20 protein-coding genes and 2 pseudogenes are annotated in these 19,972 nt (G+C 52.2%); 7 read left to right on the forward strand and 15 right to left on the reverse strand.

Annotated elements, in window-relative coordinates; all coding sequences use genetic code 11:
• Window positions 1–288 (forward strand): ATP-binding protein (locus Q368_RS0121960; protein ID WP_029461175.1); only part of this gene is annotated, 288 nt, incomplete at its 5' end.
• 6 nt (window positions 289–294) lie between these two features.
• Here Q368_RS0121960 and Q368_RS0121965 read toward each other — a convergent pair.
• Window positions 295–756 (reverse strand): ATP-binding protein, encoded by a 462-nt coding sequence (locus Q368_RS0121965; protein ID WP_029461176.1) that lies wholly within the window; start codon window positions 754–756, stop codon window positions 295–297.
• Window positions 757–934: 178 nt separating this feature from the next.
• Here Q368_RS0121965 and Q368_RS0121975 point away from each other — a divergent pair.
• Window positions 935–1,186 (forward strand): annotated as a pseudogene (locus tag Q368_RS0121975) (integrase core domain-containing protein); the annotation flags it as partial.
• A 127-nt stretch (window positions 1,187–1,313) separates the two neighbouring features.
• Here Q368_RS0121975 and Q368_RS0121980 read toward each other — a convergent pair.
• Window positions 1,314–1,595 carry a hypothetical protein gene (locus Q368_RS0121980; protein WP_245611443.1) on the reverse strand — a complete coding sequence of 94 codons (282 nt, stop codon included), beginning with the start codon at window positions 1,593–1,595 and terminating at the stop codon, window positions 1,314–1,316.
• A 172-nt stretch (window positions 1,596–1,767) separates the two neighbouring features.
• Here Q368_RS0121980 and Q368_RS25180 point away from each other — a divergent pair, with 172 nt between their 5' ends.
• Window positions 1,768–2,028 carry a transposase gene (locus Q368_RS25180; protein ID WP_425423688.1) on the forward strand — a complete coding sequence of 87 codons (261 nt, stop codon included), beginning with the start codon at window positions 1,768–1,770 and terminating at the stop codon, window positions 2,026–2,028.
• A gap of 103 nt (window positions 2,029–2,131) precedes the next feature.
• Here Q368_RS25180 and Q368_RS25185 read toward each other — a convergent pair whose 3' ends face one another.
• From Q368_RS25185 to Q368_RS27490, 3 genes are read right to left on the reverse strand one after another with little or no spacing between them, the layout of a single operon-like run.
• A complete protein-coding gene (locus Q368_RS25185) occupies window positions 2,132–3,421 on the reverse strand; it encodes an HAD-IIIA family hydrolase (RefSeq protein WP_084158966.1) in 1,290 nt (429 codons plus the stop codon).
• A gap of 10 nt (window positions 3,422–3,431) precedes the next feature.
• Window positions 3,432–4,268, reverse strand: a complete 837-nt coding sequence (gene kdsA / locus Q368_RS24210) for a 3-deoxy-8-phosphooctulonate synthase (protein WP_052360342.1) — start codon at window positions 4,266–4,268, stop codon at window positions 3,432–3,434.
• A gap of 31 nt (window positions 4,269–4,299) precedes the next feature.
• Window positions 4,300–4,563 carry a hypothetical protein gene (locus Q368_RS27490; protein ID WP_425423690.1) on the reverse strand — a complete coding sequence of 88 codons (264 nt, stop codon included), beginning with the start codon at window positions 4,561–4,563 and terminating at the stop codon, window positions 4,300–4,302.
• On the opposite strand from Q368_RS27490, the gene Q368_RS27495 reads away from it, so the two are divergent.
• Complete coding sequence (locus Q368_RS27495) at window positions 4,483–4,725, forward strand: transposase (protein ID WP_425423689.1); 243 nt, start codon at window positions 4,483–4,485, stop codon at window positions 4,723–4,725. The genes Q368_RS27490 and Q368_RS27495 overlap by 81 nt on opposite strands.
• Before the next feature lie 122 nt (window positions 4,726–4,847).
• On the opposite strand, the gene Q368_RS23535 is transcribed toward Q368_RS27495, so the two are convergent.
• The 7 genes from Q368_RS23535 to Q368_RS27500 form a co-directional block, all read right to left on the reverse strand.
• Window positions 4,848–6,155, reverse strand: coding sequence for an RraA family protein (locus tag Q368_RS23535; protein ID WP_043786671.1), 1,308 nt, complete (start codon window positions 6,153–6,155; stop codon window positions 4,848–4,850).
• Between the two features lie 2 nt (window positions 6,156–6,157).
• Entirely contained in the window at window positions 6,158–7,126 is a 969-nt protein-coding gene (locus Q368_RS25195) for a KpsF/GutQ family sugar-phosphate isomerase (protein WP_084158968.1), read from the reverse strand.
• Between the two features lie 1,096 nt (window positions 7,127–8,222).
• Window positions 8,223–8,621, reverse strand: coding sequence for a hypothetical protein (locus Q368_RS26125; RefSeq protein ID WP_156955844.1), 399 nt, complete (start codon window positions 8,619–8,621; stop codon window positions 8,223–8,225).
• Window positions 8,622–8,896: 275 nt separating this feature from the next.
• On the reverse strand, window positions 8,897–10,222 hold the full coding sequence (locus tag Q368_RS26800; RefSeq protein ID WP_211249798.1) for a hypothetical protein: 1,326 nt from the start codon (window positions 10,220–10,222) through the stop codon (window positions 8,897–8,899).
• Between the two features lie 14 nt (window positions 10,223–10,236).
• Window positions 10,237–11,028, reverse strand: a complete 792-nt coding sequence (locus Q368_RS25200) for a ParA family protein (RefSeq protein WP_084158969.1) — start codon at window positions 11,026–11,028, stop codon at window positions 10,237–10,239.
• A gap of 93 nt (window positions 11,029–11,121) precedes the next feature.
• Complete coding sequence (locus tag Q368_RS0122005; RefSeq protein WP_029461180.1) at window positions 11,122–12,060, reverse strand: hypothetical protein; 939 nt, start codon at window positions 12,058–12,060, stop codon at window positions 11,122–11,124.
• 325 nt (window positions 12,061–12,385) lie between these two features.
• Entirely contained in the window at window positions 12,386–13,801 is a 1,416-nt protein-coding gene (locus Q368_RS27500; protein WP_029461181.1) for a pentapeptide repeat-containing protein, read from the reverse strand.
• Here Q368_RS27500 and Q368_RS27505 point away from each other — a divergent pair, their 5' ends adjacent.
• Entirely contained in the window at window positions 13,802–14,551 is a 750-nt protein-coding gene (locus Q368_RS27505) for a hypothetical protein (RefSeq protein WP_029461182.1), read from the forward strand.
• Between the two features lie 16 nt (window positions 14,552–14,567).
• Complete coding sequence (locus tag Q368_RS0122020; RefSeq protein WP_029461183.1) at window positions 14,568–14,840, forward strand: hypothetical protein; 273 nt, start codon at window positions 14,568–14,570, stop codon at window positions 14,838–14,840.
• Window positions 14,841–14,907: 67 nt separating this feature from the next.
• On the opposite strand, the gene Q368_RS25205 is transcribed toward Q368_RS0122020, so the two are convergent.
• The 3 genes and pseudogenes from Q368_RS25205 to Q368_RS23545 all read right to left on the reverse strand — a co-directional run bounded on the left by Q368_RS25205 (window position 14,908) and on the right by Q368_RS23545 (window position 19,215).
• On the reverse strand, window positions 14,908–15,237 hold the full coding sequence (locus Q368_RS25205) for a helix-turn-helix domain-containing protein (protein WP_084158971.1): 330 nt from the start codon (window positions 15,235–15,237) through the stop codon (window positions 14,908–14,910).
• Between the two features lie 120 nt (window positions 15,238–15,357).
• A complete protein-coding gene (locus Q368_RS25210; RefSeq protein ID WP_211249799.1) occupies window positions 15,358–15,669 on the reverse strand; it encodes a type II toxin-antitoxin system RelE/ParE family toxin in 312 nt (103 codons plus the stop codon).
• A 578-nt stretch (window positions 15,670–16,247) separates the two neighbouring features.
• Window positions 16,248–19,215, reverse strand: a pseudogene (locus Q368_RS23545) (Tn3 family transposase).
• A gap of 166 nt (window positions 19,216–19,381) precedes the next feature.
• Here Q368_RS23545 and Q368_RS0122035 point away from each other — a divergent pair.
• A complete protein-coding gene (locus Q368_RS0122035; RefSeq protein WP_029461184.1) occupies window positions 19,382–19,939 on the forward strand; it encodes a recombinase family protein in 558 nt (185 codons plus the stop codon).
• Window positions 19,940–19,972: the final 33 nt, after the last annotated feature.

The raw sequence follows: 19,972 nt of genomic DNA on the forward strand, positions 1-19,972 counted from the left end.
TTCACCTTCCTGGCGGAGCGCTACGAGCGCGGCAGCGTACTGATCAGTAGCAACCTTGTCTTCTCTCAATGGGACAAAATCTTTAAGGATTCCATGACGACAGCGGCAGCCATCGACCGGATGGTCCACCATTGCGTCATCCTGGAGCTCAACGGTCAGAGCTACCGGAACCAGGAGGCTCAAAAACGGAATGCGGTCTCACAGCCGCGTGGCGATGATGACGGACGCGGGGCCGACCTCAAACCCGAAGATCACATGGCTGAGGCCGAGGTGGATGCACAAAAATAGTTGTCGTCAGTGCCCAAGAGTAATTGACGCTGAGCACTGGAGCATCCCCAGGAGCTTGCCGATAGGCGTAAAGAGCACCTCGTAGCCGTTTCTGGCGGTGGCATGGCCAAGTGCCTGGGCGGTATGGCTCTTGCCGGTGCCGCAGGGACCGACGATGAGCACCGGGGCCTTTTCCTCCAGAAAGCGGCAGGTGGCCAAATCCAGGATCAGCGCCTTGTTGACGGACGGATTGTAGCTGAAGTCGAAGCTTTCCAAGGTCTTTTCGCTACGAAAACCGGCACGGCGGACGCGCAGTGAAAACTTCTTCTGTTCCCGGCGGGCCACCTCGTCCTGGATCAGCATGGCCAGGAACTCCACGTGCGACAGGCCGTCCTCGATGGCCTGTTTGTTGCGGACCTCCATGGAATCCAGGATGCCGGAGAGACGGAGTTGCTTGAGCGGGGGTTCGAGCGCTGGCATAGGGTTCATGAGTTCCTCCTTTTCATTGCAGTATTCCTCGCAGTTCACGGCAATATTTAGACTTTCCTCTGTAGACCTCTTTCACCTCCTCATGGAAAACGGGACGCGGCAGGACATCCAAGCCTTTTTCCAGGATGCGTTTGACGGTGTTATAGCGGGGATCGTGATGGTCCGGTAATCCTCCCACAAGGATGCCGGTGTCGCCATCTCCATGGATGGCAAAGGCCGATGGATGGACAATGTCTTTATCGAGCGGCTGTGGCGCTCGGTTAAATGGGAGTGCGTCTATCTGCGGGAATTCGAAACCGGCAGCCAGGCTCGCCTGGCGCTCGCTGATTGGTTCCGCTTCTACAACGAGCAGCGACCGCATACGGCTTTTGACGGTCGCCGGCCCATGGACGTATACCGGGATGGCCACTCGGCCTCCAAGGCGGCATGAGCACCAACCGGACTATAGCTTAACCGCACCGCCAAACTGTCCAACCAATCCGGACCAGCTCAGTCGGAGTAGCGGGACGTCTTCATGTAAAATCTCCTCGTCCGGGTTTACGAGAAAATTCTACTTTTCAGAACAACCTTTTTTCGGGGGGATTACCGACCCAGTCCCGGACGTCGTCTTGGAAGGGGATGATGCTGGATGTGGGCGGCTGATTCGTTGCCCGGCCTGCAAAGAACGACGACAAGGCCGCGTCAGTGGGTAAGGACGCCGCAGGATTGAGCCAGCCCTGCGCCTCGGCGGTCAGACGGACGTGGGCCAGTTTTCTGCGCCCCATCAGTCCGGTCTTTGTGATCTGCCTGTCGGACTCGCCAAGGCGCATCCGAACAAGGGCATGACGATACTCGTACATCTCGAACCTCCGATTGGACATCCCGCGCTCCTCCCCTTTGTGAATAGGGGAAGGAGTACGCGGCGTCTCGAAGGTCCGAAACCCGGTCGCCTACGGCTGAATTGGCTCCATTAGGTGATCATCAAATGGACTCATTGGGGCGGTCGCCGACAGGAAACGGTACTGGCCGGAGCTGGCGACGTTTTTCAACTATCCCGAGGCGGTACGGCGGCTGATTTACACCACCAACCCCATTGAGAGCCTCAATAGCCGGGTCCGGAAAACCGTGAAAGTGAAAAGCGTCTTCCCGACCGAGATCGCCCTGTTCAAGGCCCTGTATCTGGCGGTGGCCGAAGCCGAGAAGCGCTGGACGATGCGAACGAGGAACTGGCAGGAGATCATGGCCCAGCTTTCGACCTTCTTCCAGGAACGGCTCAAAGACTATCTCTGCTGAACACTTAACCTGGAGCGTTTACACAGTTTTTGGGACACTCCCGTTACCGCAACCGGGAGCACTTCAAGACCGCCATCTACTTCTTCTGCGGCGGCTTAGATCTCTATTCCAAACCGGCCTGAGCACCATTACCACGGGAAACCCGGAAGAACCTTTCAAATACATCTGATTTGTGTTGTGCAGTAAGAATGGCATCTGCCAATTCGCGAAATGCCCCTTCCCCACCGTTTGCCAATAACACATAATCGACTTGATCTCGAATATATTGCGGGGCATCTGCCACGGCGACAGCCAGCCCACACACAGAATATCCTGGCAAGTCAATAGAATCATCACCAATAAAAATGGTCTGTTCTGGAGAGACTCCAGCTTTTTCCATCAATTTCAGGCAGGCTGCTGCTTTATCCGTAGATCCAAGAATGAAAAGTGAAATTCCCAATTCGTTGATTCTGTTTCGTAACGGAGCTGAGTCTCTTCCAGAAAGTACTGCAACTTGTATTTTATTTTTTATCAAAAAATGAATCCCAAGCCCATCTTTTACATTAAATACTTTTATGGCTTCTCCACATTCTGTAAAATATAGCTTCCCATCCGTCAGAACACCATCTACATCCGTAATAACGAGACGAACTTGCGCAAGACGATCTTTTATTGACGGAACCAAGGTGTTTCGCCTGTTTGTAATATCATGGAAAAGTTCAACATGCTCATCGGCACAATCCTCGCAAGACATCTGTCTAGCTAAGAATACACGAATAGGAATACCTGAGGAAATCAAACGAAGCTGTTCAAGACCCTCTGTTTGTTCTAAAATAGATGAATTTAGTGCTGCACAGCGTTCTAGGGCATCTTTTCGGTAAGCGTAAATGTGAATATTTTCAAGATACGATACTACAACATTGCCATCTGCATTGTGTGGAATGAGGGCATGGCTAAAATAAAGCGCGTCTTCATTTTTTGATAAAACAACTTTAACCGTATTAGGTGAGGACGCCCGTTTAAAACCTATTTTACGGCACAATGTTCCAACGGCAACAGACAATTCCTTTTCCATACCGTTTATGAGCGATTCTATGTCATTAGGGTTAAACAACAATTCATTGCCTTGGATATTAACATATAAATCTGCTTGGTATGCTGCTGCGACTTCTATCAACTTGCCTGCCTCGGAACTGTGATGGGGTGATATAATAACTGCTTTACCACCAAAGCCCGCGACAGCATCGAAAAGTCTTTGGTCATCCGTTGCCACAATTACGTTATCTACACCACGGACTTTTTTTGCCTGTCCGTATATGTGCTGGATTATTTTTCTTATTGAAGTATCTGTCGGTGATTTCCCAACACAAAAAAAAGACTTATATCTGGCAGAAATGACAAGAAGTGTTTTCATGGTAGGTGCGCTATTGCGCATTTTGGGTGTGGATTAAATGATAAATATCTTTTATTTGTTTTAGCAAAATGGGGAGTTCTACAATAGGCACCATGTTTGGTCCGTCACAGGGTGCTTTATCAGGTTCAGGATGAGTTTCTAGGAAAATGCCTGTAACAGCACCTGTGGCCATGGCTGCTCGGGCTAGGAGAGGAGCATACTGACGTTGCCCACCGCTACTAACGCCTTTTGCGCCTGGAAGCTGAACCGAATGTGTCGCGTCAAAAACGACTGGAGCATTACATGTTTCTGACATTACCTGTAATCCTCTCATATCAACTACTAAATTACCGTATCCAAAAGACACCCCTCGTTCACAAACACAGAATTGATCCTCAACAACTCCGACGTCCCGCGCAGCCTTTCGTGCTTTTTCAAGCACATTTTGCATGTCCCAAGGGGATAAAAACTGCCCTTTCTTAAAATTTACAGGTTTTCCCGAAGCTGCTACAGAAGCGATAAAATCTGATTGACGACACAAAAAAGCCGGTGTCTGCAACATGTCAACAGCTTCACTTGTGGGTTTGACCTGATATGGTTCATGCACATCGGTAACAACAGGAATATCGAATGTTTCTCCAACTTCAGCAAGAATAGACAACCCTTCTTCCATGCCGACACCTCGAAAACTTGTGCTGGAAGTGCGGTTTGCTTTGTCGAAAGATGATTTATAAATAAATGGGATCGATAGAGAAGTAAAAATATTTTTCAGTTGCTCGGCTGTTTCCAGAGCAAAAGAACGCGATTCAATCACGCATGGACCACAAATAAAAAAAATCGAGTTTAGATTGATCTCACATGTCTTCATACTTATTTTCTTTGTCCTAGCTGTTAGCTGCCTAATTAATTCCAACAGTTAAACCACCGCCTCTGGCGGTATGATCCGAAGAGTTTCGATCGATTCGGGAGTGCTGGAAATACAAAAAGATTGCTGGTACCATGTTGTGTTCATCCCCAAATAGTTGTGCGAGCAGTTCGGGCTGGAACTGGTCGAAGCGCATGCCTTGCCTGACCATGTGCAAATGTGCTTGAGCAGCCCGCCCAAGTTCAGTGTCGCCAACGCGATAGGAAAGCTCAAAGAGAAATCTGCGATTCTTATCCACCGAACATTCCTCGGGAAGACCAAGAATTTGACGGGTTATCATTTTGGGGCACGTGGCTATCGCGTAAGCGCAATTGGTTTGAACGAAGATCAAACCAATTGCGCTTACGCAAACAGGAAGATCATGAGCTGCGCAAGATGCAATTACCATTACAGGGGCTAGACGTAAAACTAGCCAAGTAAAATTGCCCTGGCTGGCTAAAGCCTCCTTCGAGGGGGCACCATACCACAGGCTATGTCAGTGATAGCTGATTCAATCTGGATTCTTTAAAAGTTCGAATTAAATTAAAAAAAACCATATTTATCTGCAATTCTAGAAGTATCATTCCCAGATGCTATATCAACTAAAATTTTATTTTCGTTTGAATGCCGTTTTAATAATTCAGAGAAAACTTTCTGCTCTATCTCCTTTGGTATAATAGCAACGCCTTCTTGGTCGGCAAATATCAAATCTCCAGGCAAGATAGTTACTCCTTGTATGCTTATCTTTCTATTATAGTGTTCGACTGTCGCCCTCCTTCTTACATCCTGACAAGTATAACCAGAGGAAAAAACAGGGAACCCCATCTTTTTTACTTCGATAGAATCTCTAGTCTTGCCATTTAATATGACTCCACAAGCACCAGCGCGCATGGCCAAATTGGCATTGAGTTCACCAAAATAAGCAAATTCTGGGGCTGAGTTTTCTACAACAATGATATCGTTTGCAACTATTGATTCATATGATCGGAGAGCGTCGTAAATGCCTTTGAAATCTTCATTTTCATTTAATTTTCTCAACTTTAATGTTTTTGATCGGCCGAAAATTTTAACTCCCTCTATGTTTGGAGTTAAACCTTTAATAATTTGATTAGGGTAACCGATGTCATCTAGTATATCAGAAATAAGGCAAGTTGTAGAAATGTTCTTAATGTTAGAAAATAACTTTTGTTTTTTTTCGCGCAATCCAGCTGCAATCAAATTTGCAAGATCAAAATCTTCAGGCCAATTTATATCTATCCCTTCAAGAGGAGGGCAACTCAAGAGATATGGGGAATTGCCTATCCTGCGACAAGTGGCAAGAGCCGCATCTCTAGTAATTATATAGAGCCCCATTGTTTCGATTATGGTATCATCAAGTTCTTTACTGTTCGGTATATGCTCCAAATCATAATTTGGAGATTCGGAATCACGCCATGTATAAAGTTTTTCTTTGCGGACAAGTACAATAGAGTCGTTCCTATTCGACCTGTCGTTTTTTAAAATATCAACGCCTTTTTTTATAGTTTCAACTGAAATAAACGGACTTGTGCAAAGAATTTGAATATATATGTCTGCACCTACATGCCTAACCTCGTTCATAAACAATAAATTCCCATCAGTTTTGTTCGTAGCAAGATCACTATCTCTTTTTAATATTTTACACCCTGTTTCAGATGCCATTTGGATCATATCGTCTGATTCAGTGTCAAAATATACTTCATCGATAAAATCACAAGACATTAACTTTTCAAGCGTATGAAGGAATAGTGGCTTTCCGTCTAAAAAATGAATATTTTTACTCTCAATTCTGGAACTAGAACCCTTTGCTGGTAAAAATGCAACAACTTTCATGTTTAACTCCTGTTCAAATTGTGGTATATTCCGTACGTTCCGTCTGTCATTCTTACAACTAGAGAATTAATTTTTATTTTCTTCATTAATTCATCAGCATCCCCGCAGAGAGTGCCTTGCTCTACAACCTTCGGATTTGATGACATCAAATCCCTCGCGCGTTTGGAAAGAAAATCATGAACACCATTCTTAAGTGAGCGTTTAATATCTCCGTCAGTAATGACTCCAACTAGAGCTTCGTTTTCAATAACACATATAATGCCGTTTTTATCACTTGCTAATTTCGATATAATTGCTTCAGAATTGTCATCGATAAATATCGTCGCTGCTGGCACGGAAAAGTCACTCACAGTCTTCAATAATTTTCTACCAAGAGATCCTCCTGGATGAAACTTCGCAAAATTTTCTTTTTGAAACCCATTTGCTTGCATCAAGATCATTGCAATTGCATCGCCCACAGCGAGCATTGCTGTTGTTGAGCTTGTTGGGGCCAATCCTAACGGACAGGCCTCTTCAATATCACCAATGTTAATACAAAAATTTGAATGTGCTGCTAAACTAGAACAAATATTTCCCGTTACAGATATTGTCACGTTCCCGTTTCTTTTAAGATATGGAATGAGGCGAATTATTTCTTCTGTTTCTCCTGAATATGAAAAAAATAAAATAATATCTTCAACGCCAACCATGCCCAGGTCGCCATGAAAAGCTTCAGCGGGATGTAAAAAAAAACTCATTGTGCCAGTACTATTCAACGTAGAAGAAATCTTTTCAGCAATATGTCCAGATTTACCTATGCCAGAGACGACAACCTTTCCTTTAGACCTTAATATGGCCTCAATGATTTCATTTAAATTACACCCAATTGTTTTTGCCGTTTGTAAGATTGCCCTGGCTTCAATATTCAAAACAGTTACTGCTATGGAGCTATAATCCATTAGTTTTTCGCCAGTATTTTTCCCCATTCGCATTATTTACCTGCTGCCAATGCTGATTGTTTTGAACCAGAGTTAAACACAGAATTTGGAAAGTATTGAGTCTGTCCCACGAAGATTATCGGCCCATTGAAGGGACGCCTGAAAAAACGAAAAAATTGTATGCTAAGATTGTTTGCGCTTTTCATCGCGCTTGAGCTGTTTCACCATGGGTTCCAGCCACGGACTCCTTGCCATGAAAAATATCGTAAAAGGCCAGTCCCGCTCACTGTGCTTGCGGGTCTGCGGGGCACTTGCCCAAGGGCAGCTTCCCTTGGGATGGCTATACCATACACAATAATTATTATTAAAAATAAAATGTTCGATTTATGCTCGGAACGTGCTCGGTTTATTACCTATCCATGACTCAGGTACAATCTAATTGCAATAACTTTTTGAATTTTACCATAAAGTTAGCCACGTCTGGCAAGGCCGGGTGTATGAGAGGATATTGCCTCCGTCCCCTTGGCCTGATTGCCGTGCTGCCGGTAGGTAGCGATAAAGCGTTGTTGGGCCGACCCCAAGCCGGCGAGACACATTCTCGGAAGCGGGCAGCATCCCAGGCTACTCGTAGATTATTTCCCTCTCAACTTCGGCGGTAGCTCTGAACACGGTAAAAATATACCGGCCGTAGGTACTGATTGTACCCAGGTTGGTCACGTCCGTCAACGTGGTGTAAATTTTGTAGCGCGCCCGGTTTCCTGGACACAAGTTTTTCTTACGCCACCCTCGCCAGAGCTGCTTGATCCACCCATTGCTGTCTGATTTCTAACGGGCTGAGAAAACGATTTTTTTCGACCCCTCGCGGTTGTACCTGGAGATAAAAGCTCCAACCGCCGCTCTGATTTCCTCCACGTTCCGAAATCGGAGGGTCCGAGGAGTATTCGACGAGGAAGGGCTTTGGGGTCGGGGAACTGTCGGCCTGGTCCCGCGCTACTGGTGGCGCTCCGTCTTTCCGCATCCGCCCGCTTGCCCGCGCGCACCGTTCCCTTGAGGCCGCCGAAGGCGTCTTGGAGCGAAGGGACTTGGTTTTGGCCGGAGGGGGCGGGAAGAGTGATGGGATTTGAAGGAAATTAGAATTGATTTTTTTGTTTTAACTCTCTTTCGCATAAATCGATAAATAGTGGCATATTTTTTGTATTTCTAAATAATAAAACTCAAAAATAGACATAGACGCATTAAAGCATGCCACCCCAATGGTAGAAATAAAATTTTGATTTTTCAAACCGAATAGACAAGCAAAATCTTCATGCAATACCTTACAACAAAACCCCTCAACACCATAACAATTAGGGTGTGCATATTCGCACAATACTTTATATTGTTCCTCAAAGCCAGGCCATTTACGTTCCAACTTCTTTATTATTGTTAAAATATTTATTGCAACAGGAAATTCAGCATCACCCATTTCCTGACCAAATAATTTATTAATTATGAACTCATTAAAACCTTCTGATGTATTTTCTAAAATGCAACTTTCAATTTTTTCCATATAAACAACAAGCTAAAGCCAACACTTCCATAATTGATTTTGTTAAAATTATAGCTAGAACTTCTCTTTTTCTTTAAATAATCGCAAAGCAATATCACCAATGTCGGCTACGCGGTTGTTTAAAGGCTCTAAAAAAGTAATAGCATTAAACGGGTTTTTCGCTATTATAGATATTTGATAGGCCGAAATTCGTGGCTTAAGATTTGACTTAATCCTACTAACCAATTCTGACGCATTAGCCAATTCAAAATCTTTAGTCGAAACTGGTCATACTCTTATCTCGTTTTTTTCCACACCGATTTCAGCCACGCATCCTTCGGCCCTCCTGGATGGCCGCGCATGGCGTCGGCCAGCTCATCCGGCGAGAGCCCATCGCGCCATGCCTCGAACTGCGCTTGCTCGGCCGCCTGCCGGGCGACCGTGACCGCCTTGGCTTCGGCCTCGGCGTCCTTGGCCGCCTGTTCCTCGGGGCTCACGTAGCCTTTGGGCCGGCGGTAATAGCCGGTTCGGGCCAGGGAGCGGAAGACCCAGGAACATGGGTCGGCCACGGGCTGGCCGTCCTTGTCGCGCATCTGGTCGTGCTCCAACTCCCATTCGGCGTGGTCGAGGCTCTGAAGTATCTTGTCCGTGGTCTTGCCCAGCTCGGCGAGGGCTTGGCCGATCTGCGCGAGCTGATCCGGACCGAAGCCGGTGCGGGCCAGGTTGGGCCAGGTCAAAGCGATTCGCTCGGCGCTAAGAGAGATAGATAGATTTTCTCTATCTATCTTTTCCTTATAATGCGTTGCCGAAACCGTTGTCGAAGCCGAAGGCGTTGTCGAAGCCGCTGCCCTATCCGTTGCCGAAACCGTTGTCGAAACCGTAGCTGAAGGCGTTGCCCAAATCGCTGCCGAAGGCGTTGTCGAAGGTTTGATGCGCTCACAATATCGCCGACAAAGGTGCTCATCGTAGGCCAATTCCACGCCCTGAAACAATCCGTTTCGGTAATCCTTGCGCTTGAAAAAGCCGTCCTTTTCAAGCGCTGTCATCGCCCAACGAATTGTCTTATAAGGAATTCCCAGGGCTGCTACCAAGTCTGGATAGCGCACGATATGGACGCCATCGGCCGGCCTGGTCGCCAAAAGATGGGCCAGGGCTTGCGCTTTTCGACCCGACACATAGGCCGCTTTATCCGTGGGCGCTGCCGAAGGCGTTGCCCAATTCGCTGCCGAAGGCGTTGTCGAAACCGGAGCCGAAGGCGTTGCCCAATACGCTGCCGAAGGCGTTGTCGATGTCGAAGCCGCTGTCGAAGCCGAAGGCGTTGTCGATGTCGAAGCCGAAGGCGTTGTCGAATTGTCTAAGGCGTTGTCGAAACCGGAGCCGAAGGCGTTGCCCAATCCGCTGCCTAAGGCGTTGCCTAAAGTCTCTGGCTGTGGATCAACTGGCTTCGCCTCGGCCTGCGGCACTTGGGCCGGAGCCGGCACGGCCGTGGCCGCTTGGGGTTGTTTCCCCGATGGGGCTCGGAAGGGGATGGTCTTCACTTTCTCGGCGGCTTCGCGGAGCCCGCCGACTTTCGCCAAGGCCCCGTCCATCGCATCGAACATGCTAAGGCGTTTTTTGGCCATGGTTGCCCACTCCCTTACGACGCGGTGCCGTCCTCGAAGATTTCAAGGAATTCCGTTGCCAAATTACGATAGTATTTTGCCCCAACACTTCGCGGGGAAAAACGGATTATGCTTTTCCCTTCCATTTCAGCTTGGGAAAATTGTGTATTGGTAGGAATTGAAGTTTTAAATAAAACATCTTCATCGAACAAACGACGCAACTTGTCGGTTACAACGCGTGAAATAGCTGTTCTTTTGTCAACATTGTTCACGACAAGTCGCAGTAACCGCAAGTCAGGATTTTCTCTTTGCCGAACGCCTTCGATTAATTCCAAGGCCCGTGTCAAACCTTCCATGGAAAATCGGCTTGAACAGAGAATAGGGACAATGACGCAATCTGCGGCATGTAAGGAAGATAAAACAAAAAAGCCCCAGTTTGGCGGGGTGTCGATAAATGTGAAATCGAAGTTTTTGATGGCATATTCACGGATACGATTTCTTAGCCGTAAATATGTTGCCGGAATTCCTTTGTTTAATGATATTTCTAAAGCGGCTGTTTCTTCGCTGTTTGGAATGACGAACAATCCATCATAGGCCGTGGGATAAACGCACCGTTCAATAGGTGTTTCATCACTTTCGTATAATTCATAAATCGAATCCGAAATAACGTCGGGTTCAACGAGTAAGCTTGATGCGTTACATTGCGCGTCATTATCGACGATAAGGACTTTTTTCCCCCGGTTCGCCAAGGCGTGGCCCAGGTTGACGGTCAGGGTCGTTTTCCCCACGCCGCCCTTGTTGTTGCATATGGCAATGATGGCTCCCATGTCGCCTCCCTGTTGGCGAGAACATAGGCGTAAAAATAGCCGGATTGCAAGGGTTTTTAGGGAGAATTTAGGTAGTTTTGAAAGAGCGAAAGACTATGCCGCTTGGGCGAAAGAAACTTTGATTTCCAGTGAATTTTCAAAATCTTCAATAATTCCTTGAAGTTGTTCTTCCGTCCAGGGTCCGAAAATCGCTTCCCGGATCGCTTCCATTTCGGCGGTCATGGCCGGGTCTTCCTTGGGCTCGGGGTCGATAAAATATGTGATGGTCTTGGCGGATTCCTCCCCCGACCAGAGGTCGGAATTCCAAGGGAGTGAGTAGGTTTCGCAAAACTCACGGACCGTGGACAGGTAGCCCACGGCCGCCTGGGGGCGACCTGGGCCGCCGCCGATCCGGGGCAGGTAGTCCAAGGAAGGCAATCCCAGTTCGTCGGCAAGCTTCGCCATGAGGCGGGGCCAGGTTCCCTTCCTGGCCAACCGGAGGGGAGAGAAAACCCCCTCCGAAAAAGCCCCCACTGATATAAGGATACTCTTTATAAGAGTCGGGGCTTTTTCCAGGTGGGTTTTGCCCTGGGCAACCAGGGGCGCGAGTCTTTCCCGCCAATCCTCCATGGCCGCTTCCTCGCCAGCCATGAAAATCCCGGCAACATAGGCCATCTCGCTGAAAATAAATCCGAATTCTTCGGCCAGTGCGCGAAGACGCCGGTAGGCTTCCTCTTCGGCCTGGCTGCTACCGCCCTTGCGGCGGCCGTCGAGGGTGAAGCTCGGCGCTCCAAGGCTTTCGATCGGCCAGTCTTTCCCCAAAACAATGACGGTCTTGGGCGCAAGGACCGGCCGCACGCGGGCCGTGCTCTGGATCAAATCCCGCCTTCCCAGGTCGGAAAACCATTTGTCGCGGGCGGCCTGGTCGCCGCCGAAAAGGGCCAGCTCGGTGTCCACCAGCTCGGCGCGGTTGGGCGTCATTGTGCCCACCACGACGCAGGCGTCAAAATCGGCAAAGGCATTGATGCCTCTGGCGGCGCTGTGGTGTGCCACGGCCCATTCCCGGGCTGTGCGCGAGCATTATCGCCAGCAGGGTAAGGACATTGCCGAGCTGCGCCAGGCCGATGCCGGCCGGGATGTGATCGAGGCCAAGCGGAGCGAATCCGACCGGGTGCTTGCTGACCTGGAAGCGGCCGACAGGCAACGGCCGAAGATCCTTTCCGAGATTCGCGCGGCCCAGCGGGAGCACGCGGAAGAGCGTAACGAGCTGAACCGCGCCCATGCCGAAGACCGGGAGCGTTTAAACGCTCTCGGTGTGGAGCCTGGGGAGGATTTCAGGAAGAAATGCCGCGAGGAACATGCGGCGCTGAATGCCAGATTAGACAATGAAATCAATGGAATAATCGACAAGTACGCCGCAAACGATCCCGAAGCGGCAAAGGCGCTGCGCGACACCATGGCCGCGAAGGTGGCCGATGATGCCGAAAACCGGAAGCTCTCCGGGGCGATGTCCCGGGAGCATGGGGGCTATGACCGGGTGCCGAAGGAGGATCAGGAACGGATCGTCCAGAGCTACCGGGACAACGAAGCCCGGCGAGACGCCCGCCTTGTCGAAATTGAGCGGAGCATGGGGGCGCGGCAAGCGGCCCTGGACCAGGGGCAGGAGGCCCCGGCGCATACTTTCGGGGAAATTAAACCGCATGATGCGCGGCCCGAAATCATCCGCGATATACAATCGACTCTTGAAGCCCATGAATCCAAAAAATTTGAGCTGAAGTGCGCCCAAAAAGAAGAGGGCGATAAGATGCAAGCGGAAGGGAAAGAACTTTCCAAAGAGTGGAACGACGCCTGGAATGCAAAATATCAAAATGCAAATGCGGAATTTCAGCGCGAGATAAATAAAGTTGTTGAAAAGTATGCGGGAGAAGATCCACAGGCAGCGGCGGAAATCCGTTCTGCCCTGGACGAACAACGGGTCAGAGACGCAGCCACGAGAAAGGAATCTGGAGCACTCGCGCGCGCTCATGGAAATGATTTTAAGAAAGTTCCGGTCGCGGAGCGGGATAAAATCGTTGCTCAATACCGTGAGCATGAACAGCACCGCAATGACCGCCTCATGGCCGCGCAACGCGGCATTGTCGAGCGTCGGCAACTTGCGGCCCCATCCCCTGCCCCGTCCATGGCCACGGCCAGACCGGAACCGGCGAAGCAGGAAGCCGGCGGACCGGAATTTTCGCATGGGGGTATGAGCCACGGTGAAATGTCGCATGGTGGCGCCAGCGTCTTTGACGCGCCGCCGGGGGCGGAACAGCCTTCCGCCATGGGGTCGGAGGTCGAACGCCCGGTCGTACAATCGCCGGACCTGGCCCCGGAGCGTCAGCCCGTCGAGCAGCAGGCCGCCAGCTACCGGCCGCCTGTGCGGCCACGTCCCCAGCAGCCGGAGCGCGAGCGGCCGCAGGTCGCACCGATCCCGGAGCCGACCAGGCCGCAGCCCTCCCCTACCCTGGCCAGCTCGGTAGAGCCGGCGAAGCAGGAAGCCGGCGGTCCGGAGTTCTCCCACGGCATGTCCCATTCCGGTGGCAGCGTCTTTGATGCGTCCCCGGGTGGACATCGCCCGGGCGAAGTCCGCCCGGGCATGGATCAAGTATCGCTTGAATCTCGCCCGGGTGAGCTTTCCCCGGGTAAGGGTAGCCCGGGCGAGCTTCGCCCGGGTCAGACAAGCCCGGGTCAGACAAGCCCGGGTCAAGTTGGCCCGGGTGACGATCTTCGCCCGGGCGAAGAGCCTCCGGCACATTTGACCACGACGTCCGAAATCCGGGACTGGTGGGATGCCCAGCGGAGCAAGGCCGGGGGACCGGCCGAGAAGCCGCAGGAGGCCCTTATTCAGCCTGATGAGCGTCCGACCAGGGTTGAGGTTATCCGAGCCCCGGAAAACGCGTCACAGGCCCCGCAGGCGGCCAAGAAGGTGTCATTCGATTTGCCCCCGCCTCCTGACTGGGAAGCCAAGTATGCCGAGGCGATGGCAAAGGCCCAGCGGAACACGGCCATGGAGCGCATGGCGGCCGGGCCTGCACCCACGCCGAAGCCGGCGGAAGACGTTGTGGCCAAAGCGGAAGCCCAGGTCCGGGAATTCGAGCAGGCACAAAAGGAAGCCCGGGAACGAGACACGGCGCGGATGAAGGAGCGAGCCAGGCAGGACGCGGAAAAATATGGGCCTCGGGTTGCGACGGCGTCTGACGAAATCATCCGTGGGACTGTTGTAGAGGCGCAAATCAAGGGAGGCCGTTTAAACGTCGTCGTTGATTGCGGCAATGGACGATACAGAGTGGCGGCATTGCCGCCGATGGCGAATGTATCACCGGGCCAGATTGGCGAATTTCGGCAACAAAAAAATAATATATATGCGTTCAGCTTCGGAAATAATGTGAATATGCAGGCGGTTAATCGGTTTGACGCAAGGAAAAATAGCTTGATGCCTGAACTTGATGCGGCTAAAATAGATTTAGCCAAGACGCTGAAGATCGAAAAGCGTATTCACCTGTAGCCATGGAGGGTTGGCGATGAATCGGTTTATCGCGAAGCTGTTGGGCGGCATCAATGCCGTGGTGTGGGTGCTGCTGGGGATTGTCGCCCCGCTCGGGTATATGACCATGCTGGGCCGGGCGGCCAGTAAAGACCCGGTGATTTTTTTCGGCGTGATCCTCGGATGCGTGGTCAGCGCGACGTTGCTTTGCGGTATCGTCGCGTTGCTCGTGCGGATCGCGGATTCTCTGGATGCGCTCAAGGCCGCTGTGGGACAGGGCGGCACGCCGACGCAAGCGGTGGCGGAATAGTTGTCGCGCGGGATTGGTTTGGGAGAGGATGAGGCCGGAGCCGGGAGGTTCCGGCCTCATTGCGTTGTCATGCTGGACAAGTGGGGCAATCCATCTCTTCCACCTTCTCTCCAAAATTAAACGTAGCAGACTTCCCAATTACATTAGCAACTTTAAGGATAGTTGCCAACGTAATGGATGTATTCTTCGCATCAAGGATTTTATCCACAAGCGATCTGCTTGTTCCCATCCTTTTTGCTATTTCAACTTTCGTTATCTTTTTTTCATCCATGAAATGCTGAAGCTCCCAAGCTATAACACTTTTTATAGCCGCAGCTTCGCATTCTTCATAAAGCCCTTCCTCTTTGAGGAAGTCATCAAAAGACGATCCAATGCAATCATAAGAAGTTGTATCCATATATCCCTCCAAATCACTATTCCATTCCATATCGACAAATACGCTTATATAAATCTTAAGTATGCTATATTTTTTTCAAGGAGCTACTGGATACTTTTTATTTCACTGTTCCACTAATGGCTAGTCTTTTTTCTTCTTTTTCTTGTCAGCTAACCGTTTCAGAATGATCTTGCGGCGTTTTCTGGCAAGTTCAAGATCTTCAGGAGGTGTTCGCGGTGTTTTTTTTATGATGCTGTGAAGTAAGTACATTTGGCCTTCCTCCGCGCAAAAAAACACGCGTGCGATTCGCTTGGTCGCAAGGTCCGTTCTTGTCTGGAAAATTCCGTCCCCCATCGCTTCGCATGTCGGCATTCCTATTGGCCACCCAAATTCTACCCGTTTGATATCCTCTCCAATCGCCTGCTTGTCTGGCGGGCAAACCCTTGAAGCCAATCCCGAACGGGTTCCTTCCCGTTCTCCGTTTTAAAAAAAGTTGCTGGAAGTTTCTTCATCGTCGCTGTCCTCCGTGTCGTTCTGATACCGATTAATGTACTTTTTTTTGTACATTTGTAAAGGGCGAAGGGCGAAAAAAAAGTGCCCTCCCGCAAAATTTTCTCTAACCAGGCCATTTTGACCACTTGAGACACGCCCCCGAAGATAGGAACGTTTTTCGGACTAGGAAATGAAATTCGTTCATTCTTGTGGGTCTGCGGGACTTCTGGCTTTCCCTTCCGAGCTGAACCCGGCTTTGCGGGTGAAGCCGGAAGGCCGAACGAGTCCGCGAGTGAGGGGTTGCCTTTTTCCGGGAAGGTGACGGCCTGGTCCCGCGTTGCCGGTGGCGCTCCGCTCTGCCGACCTCGACTGCCTGGCCATGTGCACCGTGCCCTTAACAGCGTGTTGAAAAACTCCGCCAAGTGACCGAGACTCCAGCCATCGGGATGGTGGAGGTGGTCGATGGGGCTTGGCCGTCAGGGCGATCAGCAGGGGACGATGTATCTGGGGTCGTCTCAGAAAACGGAAAAAATCGTACGCTAAGCCGGTTGCAACGGTCGTAGCGGCCTGAATTTGCCGGCGCCGATCTTGGCGCTGCTGCGCCAGAGGTAGTCGCCGGTCAGGTTGATGTGCTCCCAGCCTAGCGGCGACAGGCACTGCAACAGCACGTCATCCACGGTCTGACCGTGACCGCGCAAGGCGTGGGTGGCCCGCTCCAGATAGACCGTATTCCACAGCACGATGGCCGCCGTCACCAAGTTGAGGCCGCTGGCCCGGTAGCGCTGCTGCTCGAAACTGCGGTCACGGATTTCGCCCAGACGGTTGAAGAAGACCGCCCTGGCCAGAGCATTGCGGGCCTCTCCCTTGTTCAGCCCGGCATGCACTCGACGGCGCAACTCCACACTTTGCAGCCAGTCCAGGATGAACAGCGTGCGCTCAATGCGGCCCAGTTCGCGCAGCGCCATGGCCAGGCCGTTCTGTCGCGGGTAGCTGCCGAGCTTCCTGAGCATGAGGGAGGCCGTCACTGTTCCCTGCTTGATAGAGGTGGCCAGACGCAGGATTTCATCCCAATGGGCGCGGACGTGCTTGATGTTGAGCGTGCCGCCGATCATAGGTTTCAATGCGTCATAGGGGGCATCGCTCTTCGGGATGTAGAGCTTGGTGTCGCCCAGGTCACGGATGCGTGGGGCGAAGTGAAAGCCGAGCAGGTGCATCAAGGCAAAGACGTGATCGGTGAAGCCAGCAGTGTCGGTGTAGTGCTCATCGATGCGTAGGTCGGATTCATGGTACAGCAGGCCATCGAGTACGTAGGTCGAGTCGCGCACGCCGACGTTGATCACCTTGATGTGAAACGGCGCGTACTGGTCGGAGATATGGGTGTAGAACATCCGCCCTGGGCTGCTGCCATATTTCGGGTTGATGTGGCCTGTGCTCTCGGCTTTGCTCCCGGTTCGGAAATTTTGACCATCCGACGATGACGTGGTGCCGTCGCCCCAGTGCTCGGCGAAGGGATGCCGAAACTGTGCATTGACCAACTCGGCCAGTGCCGTAGAATAGGTTTCGTCGCGGATGTGCCAGGCTTGTAGCCAGGCCAGCTTGGCGTAGGTCGTGCCGGGGCAGGACTCGACCATCTTGGTCAGGCCCAGGTTGATCGCGTCGGCCAGGATCGTTGTCAGCAGCAGGTTCTTGTCCTTGGCCAGGTCGCCCGATTTCAGGTGCGTGAAGTGCCGGGTGAAGCCCGTCCACTCGTCCACCTCCAGCAGCAGTTCGGTGATCTTGACGTGCGGCAGGATCATCGCCGTCTGGTCGATCAGCGCCTGCGCGGCATCAGGCACGGCCGCATCAAGCGGTGTGATCTTCAAGCCTGACTCCGTGATGATGGCGTCCGCGCAGGTCGTTGGCCAGCGCCATGCGGTTGACCGTGGCGAGTTGTGTTCCCAGCAGCGTCAGCCGGTCGAGCAGGTACTGGTCGCAGTCAGTGGCCACGGCCAGCGGCAATTCGCGGGCCTGCTTGAGGCTGGCGAACTTCTCGGGCGGCACCAAGTAGTCCTCGAAATCCTTGAATTGGCGCGAGCCCTGCACCCAGATGTCACCGGAGCGTAGCGCGTTCTTCAGTTCCGACAGCGCGCAAAGCTCATAGTAACGCCGGTCAGTGCCGGCATCGGTCATCACCAGCTTCTGCCAGCGCGGCTTGATGAAATCGGTCGGAGCATCGGCGGGTACCTTGCGGGCGTTGTCGGTGTTCATGCCGCGCAGCACCTCGATGGCGTCGAGCACGTTCTTGGCGGCGGGCGCGGCCCGAAGCTTGAGTACGGCGAGGAATTCCGGCGCGTAGCGGCGCAGCGTGGCGTAGCTCTCGCTGATGCGGTGTAGGAAATCGAAGTCCTCGGGCTGCGCGAGCTTCTGCGCCTCGGTGACGCTCTCGGCGAAGGCGTCCCAGGGTATGACAGCCTCGATGGCGGCAAAGGGATCGCCACCGCTTTGCTTGGCATCGATCAGGGCCTGGCCGATGCGGCCGAACAGGCGTACCTTGGCATTGATCGACTTGCCGGATGCCTGGAATTGCTGCTGATGCTTGTTTTTGGCGGCGTTGAACAGCTTGCCGAGGATGCGGTCGTGCAGATCGATGATCTCGTCGGTGACGGTAGCCATGCCCTCGATGGCGAGCGCCACCAGGGTGGCGTATCGACGCTGTGGCTCGAACTTGGCCAAGTCCGCAGGCGTCATCTGGCCGCCCTCGCGGGCAATCTTGAGCAGCCGGTTCTGGTGGACCACCCGCTCGATGCCCGGAGGCAGATTGAGTGCCTGCCAAGCCTTGAGGCGCTCAATGTGTTCAAGCATGTGCCGCGAGTTCGGTTTGGCTGGTGACTGGCGCAGCCAGGCGAGCCAGGTCATCTTGCCGTTGTCGCGGCGCTTGAGCAGGTCATCGAGACGACGGCGATGCGCATCCGATAGCGGCTCGGCCAAGGCTTTGTAGATGCGCCGGTTGGCGCGGGTTATCGCCTCGGCGCAAATACGTTCAATGACATCCAGTGGCGGCAAGATGATGTGTCGATGGCGTAGCAAGTCGAGGACACTGCTGGCCAGCATGATGCCCTTGTTGGTTTGCAACGCCAGTTCGGCCGTGGCATGAATGCACTGCCGGTAGTGCTCCAGACTGAACGACTCCATGCCCAGGTATGCACGCAGCTCAAGCAGATGTTCGCGCCGAGTTTCCTCCCGCTCGGCATACTGCGGCCAACACTCCGGGTCGATGCGGAGTTGTCGTTCGATCCATTGCAAGAGGGACACTGGCACGACGGCGTCGGGCAGCAGGCCCTGACCAGGGAAGCGCAGCAAGCACAACTGTACCGCGACGCCCAGGCGATTTGCCTCGCCGCGCCGCTGGCGGATCAGCGACAGGTCAGATTCGCCGAAGGTGTAGTGCCGGATGAGTTCGTCTTCGGAGTCTGGCAACGTCAGAAGGCTTGCCCGCTCGGCGGCGGACAGGATCGAACGGCGAGGCATGCGATTTCCTTCTTCTTGAAAACGAGGGTTTGTGACAAGCCTGCCAAGGCAACAGGAGCAGCAAGGGAAATCAAGGTGTTATCCTTCTCGAAAATAATTCTTGAAACACTATTCTCGATTTCCTGCCGTCACAACGAGTTTTAAGAAGGAAAGGGGGCACAGGGTTGTGTTCATCGGCTACGCACGTGTTTCGACGCAAGACCAGCACCCTGACCTTCAGCGCGAGGCCTTGATCAAGGCTGGGTGCCAGAAAATTTTTGAAGACAAGACGAGTGGCAACCGAGCCGAACGCCCAGGTCTTGCCACGGCGCTGGAAATGTTACGCGAAGGTGATACCCTCGTCGTCTGGAAGTTGGATCGTCTTGGTCGGAGCGTCAAACAACTGGTTGATTTGGTAGGCGAACTGTACAAGCAGGGCGTCCAGTTCAAGAGCCTCACGGACTCTATCGACACGAGCACGCCGTCAGGTCGGTTCTTCTTTCATGTCATGGCCAGCCTTGCCGAAATGGAGCGCGAGCTGATCGTCGAACGCACACGCGCCGGGCTGGAAGTCGCCCGTCAGCTTGGCCGCAAGGGCGGCCGTAAGCCCAAGATGACAGAGAGCAAGATCGAGTCGGCCAAGAAGCTCCTGGCCAGTGGCGTCCCCCCCAAGGATGTGGCCAAGAACCTCGGTGTGTCCATTCCGACGCTGTACCGCTGGGTGCCAGCCTCAGCCCAGGCTTAGCGTACGATTTTTTCCGTTTTCTGAGACGACCCC

It is taken from the genome of Solidesulfovibrio alcoholivorans DSM 5433 (genome assembly GCF_000702665.1).
Lineage (GTDB): Bacteria > Desulfobacterota > Desulfovibrionia > Desulfovibrionales > Desulfovibrionaceae > Solidesulfovibrio > Solidesulfovibrio alcoholivorans.